The sequence below is a fragment of the Fibrobacter sp. UWOV1 genome (genome assembly GCF_900142495.1).
Lineage (GTDB): Bacteria > Fibrobacterota > Fibrobacteria > Fibrobacterales > Fibrobacteraceae > Fibrobacter.
The window spans coordinates 23,483-38,317 of record NZ_FRBA01000001.1 but is presented as its reverse complement, the minus strand read 5'-3'; the positions used below and the strand labels follow the sequence as shown (position 1 = coordinate 38,317).

The window sequence follows — 14,835 nt, the reverse complement described above, 5'->3', positions numbered from 1 at the left end:
CTACTTCCTACTATCCTATGCGTAAATTCAGAGTTGTACTTGTTGAACCGGAACATCCGCACAATGTGGGCTTCGTGGCCCGCGCCATGCACTGCTACGCCCTCGATGAACTTTATATTGTTTACCCGAAGCGTGACAAGGTGATTGAAAATTCTTACCACACGGCACCGAACAGCCACGAGGTCCTGGACAAGGCGACCATCGTGCATAAGTTCGAAGATGCCATCGGTGATTGCGCCTGCGCAGTTGCTTTCAGTCGCCGCATTTACGGGTCTGCCATCAAGCACACGATGATGCCTGGGCTTTCGGAATTGTTGCCCGAAAATGGAACGATTGCGTTGGTGTTCGGCCGCGAATCTTGCGGACTCGAAACCGAAGAAGTGAACGCTTGCACCTACCAGTGCGAAATCCCGGTGCCGGGACTTATGAGTTTGAACTTGGCGCAGGCCGTTACGGTGGGACTCTATGAACTTTGCCGCAGCGGAGCGCTTGCGAACGGCGAAGGTCGTGCAAAGCGCGGAAGCAAGGGTGCCTGCGAAACGGCGCCGGCGACCATCGACCAAATTGATAGCTTCAAGAAGTTCTTGGACCGCTATCTGACAGGCCAGTATCACGACCAGTCCTGGCGTGACAACTTCCTCAATACGCTCTTGCAGCGCCTGCACCCGACGCGCAATGAACTTTCCGCTTTGTTTGGCCTCATCCGCAATCTTGCGAAAAAGCCTGCCCGTCTGGAACAGGCCGCCGACAAGGCCGCGGCACAGAAAGCCGCTAAGGCTGCCGAAACGGCCGAGTCTACTGAATCGAAATAAATGGAAGTCGAATACAACATCGCTGGGCGAATTATGGCCAAGGACGGCACGCGAGTCATTTCGCTTGCGGAAATCCTTGCGTCGCCTGTGGCGATAAATGAAGCCGCGGGCGCTGCGACGAATGCCGCCGACCTCACGGAAGACCTTCTTGCCGCATACTGCAAGTCTGTTTCCGCGCAGAATTCCTGCAAGGTCTACCTGTGGAAAGACCGTGAAGAATACGGCAACGCCAACGTCTTCAACGGCGGCTCCGATTACGAGGTCGTGAACGAAATCTGCTTCCTGTGCATCTTCGATTGTGGAAACGAAGTGGCCCGTGAAACCACGGACCACTGGAACGAAAAAATTGACGCCGTTATTTGAGGCGTTTAGCCTGCCCAATGCTTTAATTGCGAGAGGTGCGAATCGAAAAACTTGCGCCTTTCCGCATCTGGCGTATTTTCCGGATTAGGCATGTGCGAAAGCAAAAAGTCCAGCAGCGTGTCCTTGCTTGTGTAGGTGAACTTGCCGTCGGCATAGCACCACTTGCAGTAATCCTCGTTGAAGTTGCCGTCGAGTTCGCGGCTAATCATCGCATCGTCACCGAGGGGCATGCCGCAGCACTGGCAAAAGAGCTGACGTGGAGCGCCGAGTAGCGTGTTTATGGAAACATTAAATTCCTTCGAGAGCACCTTGAGCATTTCGGTGTTCGGCTGTGTTTCGCCAGTTTCCCAGCGGCTAACGGCCTGCCTGGTCACGTGAATGCGTTCGGCCATTTGGTCTTGGGTGAGATTGTGCTTTTCGCGGATGTTCTTCAAAATTTCTTGGGTCGTCATGGAATCTCCTTTGTTCGATTACGGAGTCAAATATACTTACGGCCTGACACAAATGCAAGAAACAGGCTGTTGCGTTGTGTAAAAACTACTTCTGATGATTCTGTTTATTTCGCCAGAAGCCTTATGCTTGAAATAGACTGTTTAAAAAACTATATATATTTGGCTCATGGCCTCACAGAAGATTAAAATTCAATATCTTGACGATTCTATCACGCGCCTCACGTATGTGGGCGGCAAGTCCGACTGGATTGACCTCGCGGCGGCGGAGACCGTGACGCTCAAGGCGGGGGAGTTCCGCTTGATTCACCTGGGTGTCGCGATGAAGTTGCCCGAGGGGTTCGAGGCGCATATCGCCCCGCGCAGTTCCACATTCAAGAACTTCGGTATTCTGCAGGCGAATTCCGTAGGCGTAGTCGATTCCAGCTACTGCGGCGCAAACGACTGGTGGAAAATGCCCGTGTACGCCACCCGCGACGTGACCATCGAGAAGGGAAGCCGCATCGCGCAGTTCCGCATCATGGAGCAGCAGCCGACGCTCACCTTCGAGGAAGGCCCGCTCGACGGCACCGACCGCGGCGGCTTCGGAAGTACGGGGATATAAAAGGATTGCGTCTAAACCTTGTATTTCTTTCGGACATCGGCAGACATTGTCCAGCCATTCTGTCAAAAATACAATAAAGATATACAACTTTTTGTCAAAAATACAATATAATTATGCCTAATTTTGTCAAAAAATAAGGGTCTTGATGAATTCGGGGGCGAGATCCTGCCCTACGCCCCTTAGCGGTTTGACAGAACCTGTGGCAGATTTCGTTTGCCGTAGATTACATGCACGACAGAAACGCACAAATTGTTTTCATCTACAGTATAAAAGATTGAATAGTTGCGAATTGTAAAATACCGCACCCCTTCTGAAAGCCAAGGTTCGTTTGGAAACTGATGATAACGGCTAGGCATAAGCGATAAGCCCTTCATAGCCTGATGAAGTGCGTCTATCACATTTTCAGCGGATTTTTTCGATTTCAGTTCAACCGAAATATAGGAGTATATTTCGGCTAAATCGGATTTTGCCTGTTCTGTGAGAAAAACGGAGTATTCCATTATGCGAAGCGCTGCTTGAGTTCTGCGAAAGCGTCGTCTATGGGCGTGAGGCGACCGTTTCGCACGTCATCTAGTCCCTTTTGCATCTTAGCATTGAATACCTCGTCCGACTCTTCGAGTGCGGACATGCGTTCCTGCTCATATTGGTAAAGCAGAAACTGGATATACTTCGAAACATCCTCGAGATAGGATTCCGGCAACTGGCGAATTTCTTTTTCTAGGACGTCGTATGACATAATAAATCCATTGACAAATATACACTTTTCTTTGCAGAAAAGCAAGCAATGGGTTTTGCAGTGTAGGACATAGCCGGGGCTTTGGGCCACGGAATGGTTGTTTTGGGGCGGGGTTTAGGTTATATTTAGGGGTGTGGTTGTGTCCACAAATATTCGCTGCATAAAGGATTAGGATTGACCTTGCGGTGGCGGAGACCGCGGCTTGTCCGGCTTAACGGGAATTTGATAAATGAAAATAAATAATTTCATACCTTTGTTACTTGCAGGCTTGGGATTAATGACCGCTTGCACAGACTCATCCTCCAGTTTCGATGCATCTGAAGTATGTCCAGAAAGCGGGCGTGGAACATTCCAAGATGTTCGAGATGGTCAAGTGTATAAATACATCACCATTGGCGGTAGAGTGTGGATGGACCAAAACCTGAATTACCCAGCGGAAACTAGCACTTGCTATGATGAACTGCAAAGCAATTGTGATATTTATGGAAGGTTGTATTCCGTACAATACATGAACACCAAACAAAAAAACTATGGGACGTTTAATCCAGATATCATTGATTCCATTTGCCCCAATGGATGGCGCGTTCCCACCTTGGCTGAATGGAATGAAATCGTGGACAGGGTGGATGGAATAAGCCACTTCAAGAACAATGAATGTATGGACGTATCACTTTATAGTGGGTATGCAACTTTTTACAACAACCTATCTACAGGCGATCCAGACCCACTTTTTTATGAGGATTTGGGAGAAGGCTTTCGAATGTGGGTGACAAGCACATACACTGAACATGGAAGGATGAAAATCTTTTCACCAGATTTTGAGGATAGAGTTAACGGCCTTTTAGTAGACAAGCCCAAAGGTTATTATTCTCTTCGCTGTATAAAAAAAGAAGATTGGGAGTTGTAACGCTGGGGGTTTTAGGGGGCGGAGCCCCACCTTGGTGGCCATGCGCACTAAGCAACAAGTTGCTAAGTGCTGTCCGCCCTTAGGCGTGGGGGGAGGTGGCAACGCAGTGCCGCCGAGGGGGACAACTGAAAAAGGCGAGTGTCGTAGTCTTGCTTGCAAGACTATGATTGAGCCGAACAGTTGGGACTTGAACGAAGTGAAAGTCCAACCTTCCCCCCTTTACTCCCTATAAATTTTACATGAAATTCACTTCCTACTTCCGACTTCCAACTTCCGACTTTCCTATATTTTCTACGCAAAAATTTTTAACAAGGATATTGTTATGGCAAAGATTGCTATTCTCGGTTACGGTAACCTGGGTCGCGGTGTGGAATGCGCCGTGAAGCAGGCTCCGGATATGGAACTGGTCGCCGTGTTTACCCGTCGCGACCCCTCCACGGTCAAGATCCAGACGGCGGGCGTTCCGGTGCTGAACGTTTCTGAAATGGAAGCCTGGAAGGACAAGGTGGACCTGCTCATCATCTGTGGTGGTTCCGCTACCGACCTGCCGGTGCTCACCCCGAAGTACGCCGCCATGTTCAACGTGATCGATTCCTTCGACACCCACGCCAAGATTCCGCAGCACTTCGCCGCCGTTGACGCTGCCGCCAAGGCCGCCGGCAAGATCGCGATGATTTCTGTGGGTTGGGACCCGGGCATGTTCAGCCTGAACCGCGTGTATGCCCAGTCCATCCTTCCGGAAGGCAAGGACTACACGTTCTGGGGCAAGGGCGTTAGCCAGGGCCACAGCGACGCTGTCCGCCGCATCAAGGGCGTGAAGAACGCGAAGCAGTACACCTGCCCGGTGGAAGCGGCTCTCGAAGCCGTGCGTAGCGGTTCCATGCCGGAACTCACCACGCGCCAGAAGCACACGCGCCTGGTTTACGTGGTGGCCGAAGAAGGTGCCGACAAGGCCTACATCGAGAACGCCATCAAGACGATGCCGAACTACTTCGACGAATACGACACCACGGTGAACTTCATCAGCGAAGAAGAATTCAACAAGAACCACAGCGGGCTGGCTCACGGCGGTTTCGTGATCCGTACCGGCAAGACCGGCATGAACAAGGAACACACGCACGTGATCGAATACAGCCTGAAGCTCGATTCCAACCCGGAATTTACGACGAGCGTCCTGGTGGCTTACGCCCGTGCTGCTCTCCGCATGAAGGCTAACGGCGTGACCGGTTGCAAGACTGTTCTCGACGTGCCGCCTGCATACCTCAGCACCTTGAGCGACGAAGATTTGCGCGCACACTGCTTGTAATAGTAGGAAGTAGACGGTAGACAGTAGGAAGTATTTTTTTCTGTCTGGCGTCAAAGCAAAAGAAAATTGCCTCGGGTAAGTCCCGAGGCTTTTCCTATAGGAAAAACTTCTGATTTATCTCAATCTCGATTCCCACGTAACGCGGGCCGAACTTTTTGCGGAGCGTGGTGGTGAGTCCGTCGGATGTTCCTTTGTACGGGTAGTTGAAGCGGACCTTCATGGCGGGGTAAAGTCGTTTGATTTCGGCCTTGATGACGTTCGCGTAGGCGCGTTCCTGCGGGCGTGCGGGGTCGTAGAGAATTCCGATGTCGGCGTTGCGGACTTTACCGTTTAGCACGGGCGTAAAGCTGTGGATGCCGAGGTGGACGATTTCTGGCTCGGATCTTGCTGCGCGCGTTTTAGAGGCGGTTCGCTTCGGCGAACTCACTTCGACGTTGCTCAGTGCTGGCAGCGAACTTGCCACGAATTTTTCGATGGCGGCGCGGTATTCCTGCCAGTAGGCGGTGGCTTGAACTTTCGCTTTTTGGGCAGCGGACTTGTCGCGGGCTTCGAGCGCATCGTAGTATTCGCTAAAAGCGCTCTTGTTGGTGAGGGTGCGGTTCAGGTCCACGAACAGTCGCGAGAACTTTCCTTCGCAAAAGAATTCCGGCTTCGCAAATTTCACGAGCTTGCGGAATACGGCGAGTGCCCCGATGTCATAGGCGCGGTGGGTCTTTAGAACCTCGGCAGGAACGGCCTTCTTGAAGGCGGCGGGTAATTTGTTGCTCGCGTGCTCGCATGTAAGCATGAGTTTCATTATTTCAATCGTTCCTTCAACGCGGAAATTTCCTCTGGGGTCATTCCGCGTTTCCCTAGGTATTTTTCTGTAGCTGCGGCCCAGTCAATCGGCTTGGTGTCGGGGACGTCTATTCCCTCGGCGTGGTACACGGCCTTCAGATTCCTGAGGACGACCGCCTTGAAAAAATCAATCTGTTGTTCGTTCAAGGCAACCTGTTTGCCATTGACCACGGTGAAGTAGTTGCTGAAAGTTTTGGCGTAATCATCTTGGATTTCTTCGGTGGTAGCGCCCATTAAGGCTTCCAAGACGGCAATCATAAAACCGGTGCGGTCCATGCCATAGGTGCAGTGCACCAGATACGGGCCTTCGTGCTCAATCATGTAACGGAACCCTATTACGAGACCTACTTTGAAAATCTCTGAAAAGAATTCCGGGGGAACTCCTAAAAAGATGATGTTTTGTGTCGAATAATAGGTGGTTTCGTAACCCTTGTTGGAGTAAGCACTGCTCTCTGAATCGGCTAGGTTGATGAAGGTGGTTACGCCTGCGGCTTGAGCTAGAGAATCGACGTAGTAATTGCGGCCGAGGTAAAGGTAGATGGGACTTGAAGAACGGTAAAGTTTATGTTCCCCCATGCCTGTGGTGTGAACTTCTCTAAAGTTTGCGAATTCTTCGACTGAAAGGTCTGGGTAGCTTTCGGTGTAGGTGTCCATGTATTGGGTGTTGCGCATGATGTCGAGACCCAATAGGTAGCCGTCTTTTTCTTTCATAGATACAGAAACTTCTATGGGGGCGTTTTCAACGGTTATTCCGAGGACACTTGCCAACTTGGCGTTATGAGCTGTCAAGACAAGTTGGTCGGAACCCTTGATTGCGGCGACAAGGAATCCTGCGATGGGCACGTCGCTGGAGCTTTCCGCTACCGGCATTTCAAGAGTGTCGTAGCCGTTGATTGCGACTGTTACAATGTCGCCAATTTCAAACCGAGTCAAGAAAGAATCCGCCGGGTAGTTTAGATACATTTTGCCGGATGTGATTCCGTCTTCTTCAAGTATAAAATGAAGTTCGTTGGAATCTTCTAAGGCTGCATCGTGAGTGGTTGTATCGGTATTTACCGTGTCTACAGTGACCGTCGTGTCAGACGCTGTGTCGGAAATGGCGTTTTCTTGGACGCTTGTGTCTGGCTCAGTGGGTTCTTCCAGAACTGTTGCGATTTCTTCTGTTGTGGTTTGAGGCTTTTCAGTCTCATTTGCAACAAAAGTTGAAACGGAATTGCTACAGGCTAGAAAAGCCTGCGTGCAAACCAGGAGTCCTACAAGAATCGGCCAATTTTTTCTCATTAGGAATAAATATATTCTTTTAAATTCCGTAGAGTCTATTTTCGGCCAAGCATTTTGCCAATTTCCCGTATTCGTATACAAAGTCGTCGCGGTCGGGGTCTGCGCCGACGGCTTTCACGAGGGCGCTTGCGAGCGTGCCGCGCTTGAATATTTCGGCAAGCAAGGCCTGCGAATGGGCGCTGATTTTGGCTTTGACACGGTCCGTGATTTTTTGGATGAGTTCGCCGGCGGTGATTTCGCTGACATTAATCTTCCAAATATTCAAGAAATCACGGTCCGCAATAACGGTCTTTTCGGCAGATTTTGTCGTCGCAAGCAGAATCTTGGCGAGTGCGTCGGTGTCGAGGGCACGAATTTCTTTTTCGCTTGCGAAAGCGCCTTCTGCAAGGCCCTTAAGTACGGCGACTTCCCATTCAGCAATCGCGATGTCGGCATCGGGGCATTCCTGAATGTCAACCAGACGGATTTCGATGGCTCCGCGGTCAAATCGGGCGATAGCGCCGCGGCTGTTCAAGAAGAAGTGGTTCAGCAAATGCTCCGGATCGTAGGGCGCAATGTCGGCTTTTACGCGGTTGAAAATCTGTTCTTCGTAATCCTTGTATGTAAAGACCGCTTCGGGAATCACCTTGCCCGTAATGCTCGGGATTTTCTCCTGGTTGTGGCGGTAAGTCTCGATTCGTCCGTCCAAGAATCCGCAGTACTTGCTGTCCAAGAACGGGCTTGATGCCGCAATGGCGGGAATCAGCGGCAACAGCGCACGAATGGCTGCGTGCAACTTTCCGAATTCTTCGTCGCCGTTAAAAGATAAATTGATATGGGTGGATTGCAGGTTTGCCCAGCCGTGGCCCTTGCAGTTAAAGATGCGGTCGTAAGTCTGGTAAATGTCCAGGCAATCGTAGGGCCAGAGCTTCATCTCGGCGGGGTCCATAAAGGGGTGGGCCGCCGTGGGGAGCAACATCGCGTTAATGCTTTTGAGCGATTCGTTCGCCTTCAAGATTTCGTGATGAAAGGTCTTGCCCAAGTGCTTGAGGCTATCGACAGGCTGTGCGCACTTGAATTCCAGCACATGGCTCACCAGCTCGTTGGAAAGCCCAATCGGTCCGTGTTCCACGTCAGAGAGCTGCTGGCCGTTCTTGTCTTTTCCGAGAGGTACATCGGCGCGGGGGAGAACGTTCAAGGAATCACGATCCACGATCATGTATTCCATCTCGATGCCGTAGCGTTGAAAGATTTTAAAGTCACTCATATTAAAACTTCTTGTTATAGTGTCATCTTGAGCGCAACGAAGTGGAGTCGAAAGATCTCTATGCATTTTTCTGAAGATTCTTCGACTTCGAACCTGCGGTTCTTCGCTCAGAATGACACGGGCTTAATAATTCCAGAAATCCTTCTCGTGCATTTGCAGTTTATGTTGCGCGGCGTTCATGCGTTCTTCGATGCGGTGGCGCAGCGACCTCATGATGGCGAGGTAAACTTTGCTCTTGCCCACGCCATCTTCAATTCCCGCGTCGATACTCGGGTTGTCGTTTACTTCGATGACAATCGGGTGACCGTGCCATTCCTTCAAATCTACGCCGTAAAGGCCGTTGCCGATGAGGCTGCAAATCTTGAGGGCGGTTTTTACGATTCCGTGGGGTACCATCTCGATAGGAATGCTTTCACACTTGCCCGAAAATTCTTCGCTCTGCTTGTCGTTGCTTTCCCAGTTGTAAATTTGCCAGTGGCCCTTGGCCATGTGGTACTTGCAGGCGTAGAGCGGCTTGCCGTCCAGAACGCCCACGCGCCAGTCGAATTCCGTCGGCGTGAATTCCTGGGCAATTAAAAGGTCGCTGTGCTGGAACATTTCGTCGAGAATCTGTTCCAGTTCTTCCTTGTTGGTCGCCTTCTTGACACCCATCGAGAAACTCGAATCCGGCGACTTGATCACCATCGGGAAGCCAATTTCTTTGGCCAAGGTGTGGCGGTTTTCGGCATGGGCGATAATCGTCTTCGGCGAATGAATCTTGGCCGCCTGCATCAGTTCTTGCAGGTACACTTTGTTGGAACAGCGCAGAATGCTGTCCGGGTCGTCAATCACTGCGATGCCTTGCGACTGCGCACGGCGTGCGAAACTGTAAGTGTAATGGTTCACGTTGGTGGTTTCGCGGATAAAGATAGCGTCGAATTCGCCTACGCGCGGGTAATCCTTCTTGGTTATCATCTCCACGCGGAAGCCCGTTTCTTCGGCAGCCTTGATAAAGTTCTGAATCGCCTGCGCGTTGCTCGGCGGCTCCACTTCGTCGGGGTTCGTAAGAATACCCAAGTCGTACAGGTAATCTTCTTCTTTACTGGTGGCGTAGCGAGTCTTTTCAAAATATTCCTGTGCGAATTTATCGACGAATTCCATGTGCGACTCGGGAATTTCATCGACGCAAATCGGGCGGATGCTCTGGATGAACCATTTCTGCTTGAACACGAATTTTGCGCGAAGCAAGGGTGCCTGGAACAGACGGTAAAGTTCCTGCGAAAGCTCCAGGTATTGCGGGCTCACGTTCTGACCGAAGTAAATCGAAAGTACGAACTCCGTACCCGTCAGTTTGTGGAAGCTCTTTTGAATCAAGTTGTCGATTTCGTCGGAAATGTGCTTGATGACTGCCGGAGCCTTGAAGTCGCGCATATTCTTGACGCCCGGAATTACCTTGTGCCCGCGGGCCTCGGCCAGCAGCGACACGTAGTAGCCTTTGCTCTGGTAGTTGTAATCGCGGCAAAGGTTGAATACGCGCAGGTTGCGTTCGTTGGTGTATTTGCTCGAAATCAGGTAGTCCTGTGCCGAAATGATATCGATGCCCGGAACGTGTAACTTCCAGTGCTTGGGATTGTTTACAACGATTAATTTTTTCATGATCCTATTTCTTATTCTCTATAACAAGCACGTTGCCGTCGTACGTCATGACGCCAAGCAAAATGCTGTGGAGCAGTCGGAACTTATCCACCTTGTAATAAGGGGTCTTGTGGAGGGGGTTGGTGCCGTCGGGGTCGGCCACCATGAATTGATTCTTGTCGTCTATACCGTACACCACGACGAAGTGACCCATGGGTTCGCCGTGGATGTCGTCAAAGACGGACTTGTCATCAGCTCCGGTGAATTCGCGCATGCTGCGGTACAAGTAGGTGGCCGAAAGTCCACAAAGAACGGGCACTCCCTTCTTGAAATATTTTTCGAACATGGCTGCACGCAGGTCGGAAAATGCCACAGTTCCGCCCAAGTCGATAAAGCGGATGTAGGCCTCAATAGCCTTGCGGAGCTTGGGGGCGTGCTTCGCCTTGTGCAAAAGTTCAAGCTTAGCCTTCAGTTCCGGCATGGAAAGCTCGCTCCAGGTGGGGTCCAAAAGCGTCAGGTTATACGAATGAATAGTCACCTTGAATCCACGTTTGAGCGCGTCGATTCCGAGGAAAACGCCCAGCGTCCCGCCGTCTTCCAAGAACTCAATTTCAGAAATCAGTTGCTTTAGAGAAATCTTGTAGCCAAGGTGGTTATAGACCGCCTGTAGGCTAGTCGGCCCGCAGGTAACGTCGTCGGGCTGCTGTAGAATCTTGATGTCCATCGTTTTGCCTATTTTTGCCTTGTAGGTCGGGACGGTTCGCGGATTTAATCCGTTTGGCCGTACCCGTTCTCGTCTGGCGGCTGTCGGAAGGTTTTTTCGGGTCGTCGAAGGCGTGTTGTAAAGATACCAAAATCTGTAAATTAGGGCAAGGGGGACAAAAACACCTATGTAAACTTAATTTACAAGACAAATTCACTTTATATATATAGATTTGCCTTGTATGAAATCGATTTCTTGGAAGATTGCCTCGGTAATTGCCTTGACGGTATGTTTTGCTTTTGCCGATGATTTTGAAGATGCTCTTGCCTCGGTGGATTCTACGGAAGCGGCGAATATGCCGGGCATGTACGATATCAACCATTTTGAATACATGGACTGCTGGATCGAGTCGGCGGCAAACATTGTCCCGCGCGAACGTAACCGTATCGGAGCCATTCGTGACGAGGCTACGGTGTGCGGTTGCTACACGGTCCGTGAAAAGGGTGGTTTCGGTTGGCGTGCAAACGACGAGGGTAAGAAGATCGTGAAGGTCTGGGACATTCCCAAGCCGCGTCTGCTGACCTGCCCCAAGGGTATGACTTGCTCTCAGGAACTCTACATCTCGCAGTGCGTAGACCATATCAAGGAATCGACTCCGATGCTTTCGGACTTTGCCAAGGGCAAACCGCTGGAAGGCGCAATCGCACTCAACTTCGAGGACAAGTCCAAGACTCCGTTCGGCGAATACCTGGAAGCCCGCAAGGCCCGAGCCGATTCGATCAACTGCTTTATCAACGTACATAACAGGCCGGACGCCGGTCTCGAAAGCGACTTGCGTAACCCGTTCCTATTTCACCTTTCGGGCATGCCCCGCAAGCTCATTCCGAGTGCCGTGGGTCGCTTTACCGATTATAGCGATGTGCGCTGCCTCGACAAGGGTGATCTGACCGGCTTTGCCGCTAACGGTTATATCGAAAACCTCCGCCACGTAGACGCCAACGGTCTTATTTACGGCGAAGAAATCGGTTACATGAACGACCCGACTTATCCCAAGAAGCAAGGTCCCGAATGGGGTGGAATCCTCTGGAAGTCCCATTACAAGATGGGCATGCGTGAAGGTATTTCGACCTTCTACCGCTCCAGTGTCATGGACCAGAAGATTCACGGTACGGTCGACAGCTCTTACTACTTCAAGTTCTTGGAAGTGCCTTATACCCAGGGCTACGTGAACGGAACGGCCAAGATGTATTCCTATAAAGGTTTCCTGATGGCCGAAATCCCGTACAAGCGCAATGCCTTGCATGGCCGTATGACGGTGTTCAACCCGTTCAAGAAAAAGCCCGTGGCCTTGACGTTCAACGCGAACAGCCTCGAAGGCTTCGTTGACTTCGGTGAATTCGGTGGCGTGTTCCACAAGGGGCTTCCGAACGGCATGGTGACCTTCTGGACCGTCAAGGACACTTGCTATCGGTGGATGCCCGACGAAGAAGTTTGCTATTCTGAACGCATTACCAAGAAACAGTGGGGCGCTTACAAGATGGGCCAGTTCCAGGGCACCATGGAATGCGCCGACGGTACAAAGGGCGGCAAGGATTTGATCTGCCCCGAACTCGACTCCGCTGCAGTCAAGAAACTCGCTATCAATGCAGACATTGCTCTCAAGGAAAAGGAGCGCGCAAAGGCCGAAGCCTTGATGAAGGATGCCGAAGAAGATCTTGCCAAGCAGAAAGAAGCTGACTCTTTGAAGGCTGCTGCCGCTGCGGCTCCTGCTGCAGAACAGCCGGCTCCGGAACAACAGACTGCCGCCCCTGCTGCAGCTCCTGCACCGGCCCCTGCCGCCGCTCCTGTAAAACCGGAACAGTCCGAAGAAGAAATGGCTGCCGCAATCCAAAAGGGCAAGAAGGCTATCGCTGCAAAGAAGTCTGCCAAGGCTGAACCCGAGCCGGCTGCCGCCGCTCCGGAAGAACCGCACGAACCGACTGCACTCGAAAAGGCGGAAAAGGCTAAACTCGAAGCCCAGAAGGCATTGCAAGAAGCCGAGAAGGCTCTTGCCGAAGCAAAGAAAGCTGAACGCGAAGCAATCCTTGCTGAACAGAAGGCCCTTAAGGCAGAACGCCAGGCCAAGAAGGCTCGCAAGGCAAAAGAATCTTCCAAGTCGAAAAAGTCGGGCAAGAAAAAGAAGTAACTTCTAGTTCATGGCCGCTGGCCATTGAAATCGAAAAAGGCGCAGACAACTGCGCCTTTTCTTTAACCGACGGTGGGCCGGCAATCGGCTAGTCGTGAATCGAGTTCTTCAAGCTTTCGATGAGTCGTGCAAAGCTCGGGTCGGTTTCCATTTCTTTCTTGATGCTCTTGATGGCGTGAACCACGGTGGAGTGGTCCTTGCCGCCAAAGCGCGAACCGATGGACTGCAAACTGATGGGCGAGCATTCGCGCATCAGGTACATGGCGACCTGGCGGGCCTTCGAAATTTCCTTGGTGCCACGACCCGATTCGGTAAGCTTGGCTTCGGGCACTTCGTAGTGCTTCGAAACGGTGTGGAGAACGGCGTCGAGGCTTACGCGGCGGCGAAGCGTCGGAGCGATTTCGGCCACCACCTTTTGGGCAATACTCATGTCGATGTCGTGGTGCATCAGGCTCGACTGCAAGGTGAGCTTGATGATAGCGCTTTCGAGGCAGCGCACGTTGCTTGCGATGTTTTCGGCAAGGTAGTGCAGAACGTCGTCGCTGATTTCCAGGTGGCGTTCTTCGGCCTTCTTGTGTAAAATGGCTTCGCGGGTTTCTACGTCAGGCGGCTGGATGTCGACCGTGAGGCCCCAAGCGAAACGGCTGACCAAGCGGTCAGACAAGTTCTTGACTTCGGCTGCCGGTGCATCAGAGGTCAGCACAATCTGCTTGCCGGCCTGGTGCAAAGCGTTAAAGATCAAGAAGAATTCGTTCTGGGTTTCGTACTTGCCGGTCCAGTTCTGAATATCGTCAATCAGCAAGATATCGACTTCGTTTCTGTAGAAGTCGGACATTTCGGTAATGCGCTGTTCGCGCAGGCACTTCATGTACTGCTGCGAAAAATCTTCGGAGGTCAGGTAGCACACGCGCTTAGTCGGGTCATCTTCGAGAATGTAATTACCGATAGCTTGCAAAAGGTGAGTCTTGCCAAGGCCCGAAGAACCGTAAATAAAGAGCGGGTTGTACTGCGTACCGTCGGGGTTCCTGGCAACGGCGAGTGCTGCGTTGAACGCAAGCTGAGCCTTGTCGCCCGGCACAAAATTTTCGAAGCGGAAAGAACCCGAAAGCGGAATGCTCGGCTTCAAGAAATCGCGGAAGCTGTTGTTGCCTGCAGGTGCAGCCTGGGCTACAGCTTCTTGTTGCTGGAATTCAAATTCAATTGCAGATTCGTCGTGCGTGACTTCGCGCCAGGCGAGGCGGATGAGTTCCTTGTAAGCAGAATAGACGGCGGTATCCAGTCCGGGCGGAACGGTAACGACTGCATGACCGGTGGTAAGGCTTGAGAGCTTGGTCTGCGCAAAATATGTCTTATAAACCGTGTCCGAAAGCATCCCACGGAGGTAGTTCAAACATCTTTCCCATTCGGCTTGCATTTCTTCCTCTTCCACTAAAGTGCGAACAAAAATCTATCAACAGGTAGGCCATATAATCTAGAAAATTGCGCCGGAGTGTTGATAAGTTTAGCTTCACATTAAGGCGAAAATTCGTTTTTTGAGCTTGGACCGCAACCCTAAGTCGTTGATTGTTAACAAGATAGAAGAAATAATTTACATTAAGCATGTCGTTTGTGTACAAATTAACTAGATGCTGTGAAGGTCCCACTTTGGGGCTTCTATTTCCTGAATTTGCCTCTATTTTTCTACATTTACGCCCGTATGCAGACGTTTGATATTGATTCCTTGATGACTCTATTGCTCAATACTTTGGATTACTGGTTTTGGGCTCCGCTCGTATTTTGGTTTTGGCTCTAT

At 51.2% G+C, this 14,835-nt stretch carries 15 protein-coding genes; 6 read left to right on the top strand and 9 right to left on the bottom strand.

All coding sequences use genetic code 11. The features are described from left to right. Positions 1-17: 17 nt before the first annotated feature. The gene (locus tag BUC02_RS00235) at positions 18-812 is read left to right on the top strand and encodes an RNA methyltransferase (protein WP_073317089.1); all 795 of its coding nucleotides are present in this window, start codon (positions 18-20) and stop codon (positions 810-812) included. Beyond that, the gene (locus BUC02_RS00230; RefSeq protein ID WP_073317086.1) at positions 813-1,175 is read left to right on the top strand and encodes a hypothetical protein; all 363 of its coding nucleotides are present in this window, start codon (positions 813-815) and stop codon (positions 1,173-1,175) included. Between the two features lie 5 nt (positions 1,176-1,180). Here the strand turns inward: BUC02_RS00230 and BUC02_RS00225 are convergent, their stop codons facing one another. After that, positions 1,181-1,627 (bottom strand): zinc ribbon domain-containing protein, encoded by a 447-nt coding sequence (locus BUC02_RS00225; RefSeq protein WP_073317083.1) that lies wholly within the window; start codon positions 1,625-1,627, stop codon positions 1,181-1,183. Between the two features lie 166 nt (positions 1,628-1,793). Between BUC02_RS00225 and BUC02_RS00220 the strand changes: the two genes are divergently transcribed. After that, entirely contained in the window at positions 1,794-2,228 is a 435-nt protein-coding gene (locus BUC02_RS00220) for a dUTP diphosphatase (RefSeq protein ID WP_073317080.1), read from the top strand. Between the two features lie 179 nt (positions 2,229-2,407). Here the strand turns inward: BUC02_RS00220 and BUC02_RS00215 are convergent, their stop codons facing one another. Both BUC02_RS00215 and BUC02_RS00210 read right to left on the bottom strand, forming a co-directional pair. After that, on the bottom strand, positions 2,408-2,728 hold the full coding sequence (locus BUC02_RS00215; protein ID WP_073317077.1) for a type II toxin-antitoxin system RelE/ParE family toxin: 321 nt from the start codon (positions 2,726-2,728) through the stop codon (positions 2,408-2,410). Then, the gene (locus BUC02_RS00210) at positions 2,728-2,964 is read right to left on the bottom strand and encodes a hypothetical protein (protein WP_073318800.1); all 237 of its coding nucleotides are present in this window, start codon (positions 2,962-2,964) and stop codon (positions 2,728-2,730) included. The genes BUC02_RS00215 and BUC02_RS00210 overlap by 1 nt, the downstream gene beginning before the upstream one ends. 229 nt (positions 2,965-3,193) lie before the next feature. Here BUC02_RS00210 and BUC02_RS00205 point away from each other — a divergent pair, with 229 nt between their 5' ends. Both BUC02_RS00205 and BUC02_RS00200 read left to right on the top strand, forming a co-directional pair. Continuing rightward, entirely contained in the window at positions 3,194-3,871 is a 678-nt protein-coding gene (locus tag BUC02_RS00205; protein ID WP_083564316.1) for an FISUMP domain-containing protein, read from the top strand. A gap of 322 nt (positions 3,872-4,193) precedes the next feature. Further along, positions 4,194-5,177 carry a diaminopimelate dehydrogenase gene (locus BUC02_RS00200; RefSeq protein WP_073317071.1) on the top strand — a complete coding sequence of 328 codons (984 nt, stop codon included), beginning with the start codon at positions 4,194-4,196 and terminating at the stop codon, positions 5,175-5,177. 94 nt (positions 5,178-5,271) lie between these two features. On the opposite strand, the gene BUC02_RS00195 is transcribed toward BUC02_RS00200, so the two are convergent. The 5 genes from BUC02_RS00195 to BUC02_RS00175 form a co-directional block, all read right to left on the bottom strand. Continuing rightward, positions 5,272-5,973: an N-formylglutamate amidohydrolase gene (locus BUC02_RS00195; protein WP_073317068.1), complete on the bottom strand. Its 702-nt coding sequence runs from the start codon at positions 5,971-5,973 to the stop codon at positions 5,272-5,274. Continuing rightward, positions 5,973-7,295, bottom strand: coding sequence for a tyrosine-protein phosphatase (locus BUC02_RS00190; protein WP_073317065.1), 1,323 nt, complete (start codon positions 7,293-7,295; stop codon positions 5,973-5,975). The genes BUC02_RS00195 and BUC02_RS00190 overlap by 1 nt, the downstream gene beginning before the upstream one ends. A 19-nt stretch (positions 7,296-7,314) precedes the next feature. Next, positions 7,315-8,541, bottom strand: a complete 1,227-nt coding sequence (locus BUC02_RS00185; RefSeq protein ID WP_073317062.1) for a glutamate-cysteine ligase family protein — start codon at positions 8,539-8,541, stop codon at positions 7,315-7,317. A 123-nt stretch (positions 8,542-8,664) separates the two neighbouring features. Then, positions 8,665-10,176: a RimK family protein gene (locus BUC02_RS00180; protein WP_073317060.1), complete on the bottom strand. Its 1,512-nt coding sequence runs from the start codon at positions 10,174-10,176 to the stop codon at positions 8,665-8,667. Positions 10,177-10,180: 4 nt separating this feature from the next. Beyond that, on the bottom strand, positions 10,181-10,879 hold the full coding sequence (locus BUC02_RS00175) for a cysteine peptidase family C39 domain-containing protein (RefSeq protein WP_073317057.1): 699 nt from the start codon (positions 10,877-10,879) through the stop codon (positions 10,181-10,183). 220 nt (positions 10,880-11,099) lie between these two features. On the opposite strand from BUC02_RS00175, the gene BUC02_RS00170 reads away from it, so the two are divergent. Next, a complete protein-coding gene (locus tag BUC02_RS00170; RefSeq protein WP_073317054.1) occupies positions 11,100-13,043 on the top strand; it encodes a hypothetical protein in 1,944 nt (647 codons plus the stop codon). 88 nt (positions 13,044-13,131) lie between these two features. Here BUC02_RS00170 and dnaA read toward each other — a convergent pair whose 3' ends face one another. Continuing rightward, positions 13,132-14,457 carry a chromosomal replication initiator protein DnaA gene (gene dnaA, locus BUC02_RS00165; protein WP_073317051.1) on the bottom strand — a complete coding sequence of 442 codons (1,326 nt, stop codon included), beginning with the start codon at positions 14,455-14,457 and terminating at the stop codon, positions 13,132-13,134. Positions 14,458-14,835 lie beyond the last annotated feature (378 nt).

Excerpts from the sequence above, each read along its gene's own strand:
- BUC02_RS00195 (WP_073317068.1), bottom strand. The coding sequence starts at position 5,973 with ATGAAACTCATGCTTACATGCGAGCACGCGAGCAACAAATTACCCGCC.
- BUC02_RS00185 (WP_073317062.1), bottom strand. The coding sequence starts at position 8,541 with ATGAGTGACTTTAAAATCTTTCAACGCTACGGCATCGAGATGGAATAC.
- BUC02_RS00220 (WP_073317080.1), top strand. The coding sequence starts at position 1,794 with ATGGCCTCACAGAAGATTAAAATTCAATATCTTGACGATTCTATCACG.
- BUC02_RS00210 (WP_073318800.1), bottom strand. The coding sequence starts at position 2,964 with ATGTCATACGACGTCCTAGAAAAAGAAATTCGCCAGTTGCCGGAATCC.
- BUC02_RS00225 (WP_073317083.1), bottom strand. The coding sequence starts at position 1,627 with ATGACGACCCAAGAAATTTTGAAGAACATCCGCGAAAAGCACAATCTC.
- BUC02_RS00170 (WP_073317054.1), top strand. The coding sequence starts at position 11,100 with ATGAAATCGATTTCTTGGAAGATTGCCTCGGTAATTGCCTTGACGGTA.
- BUC02_RS00175 (WP_073317057.1), bottom strand. The coding sequence starts at position 10,879 with ATGGACATCAAGATTCTACAGCAGCCCGACGACGTTACCTGCGGGCCG.
- BUC02_RS00215 (WP_073317077.1), bottom strand. The coding sequence starts at position 2,728 with ATGGAATACTCCGTTTTTCTCACAGAACAGGCAAAATCCGATTTAGCC.
- dnaA (WP_073317051.1), bottom strand. The coding sequence starts at position 14,457 with ATGCAAGCCGAATGGGAAAGATGTTTGAACTACCTCCGTGGGATGCTT.
- BUC02_RS00205 (WP_083564316.1), top strand. The coding sequence starts at position 3,194 with ATGAAAATAAATAATTTCATACCTTTGTTACTTGCAGGCTTGGGATTA.
- BUC02_RS00235 (WP_073317089.1), top strand. The coding sequence starts at position 18 with ATGCGTAAATTCAGAGTTGTACTTGTTGAACCGGAACATCCGCACAAT.
- BUC02_RS00230 (WP_073317086.1), top strand. The coding sequence starts at position 813 with ATGGAAGTCGAATACAACATCGCTGGGCGAATTATGGCCAAGGACGGC.
- BUC02_RS00180 (WP_073317060.1), bottom strand. The coding sequence starts at position 10,176 with ATGAAAAAATTAATCGTTGTAAACAATCCCAAGCACTGGAAGTTACAC.
- BUC02_RS00190 (WP_073317065.1), bottom strand. The coding sequence starts at position 7,295 with ATGAGAAAAAATTGGCCGATTCTTGTAGGACTCCTGGTTTGCACGCAG.
- BUC02_RS00200 (WP_073317071.1), top strand. The coding sequence starts at position 4,194 with ATGGCAAAGATTGCTATTCTCGGTTACGGTAACCTGGGTCGCGGTGTG.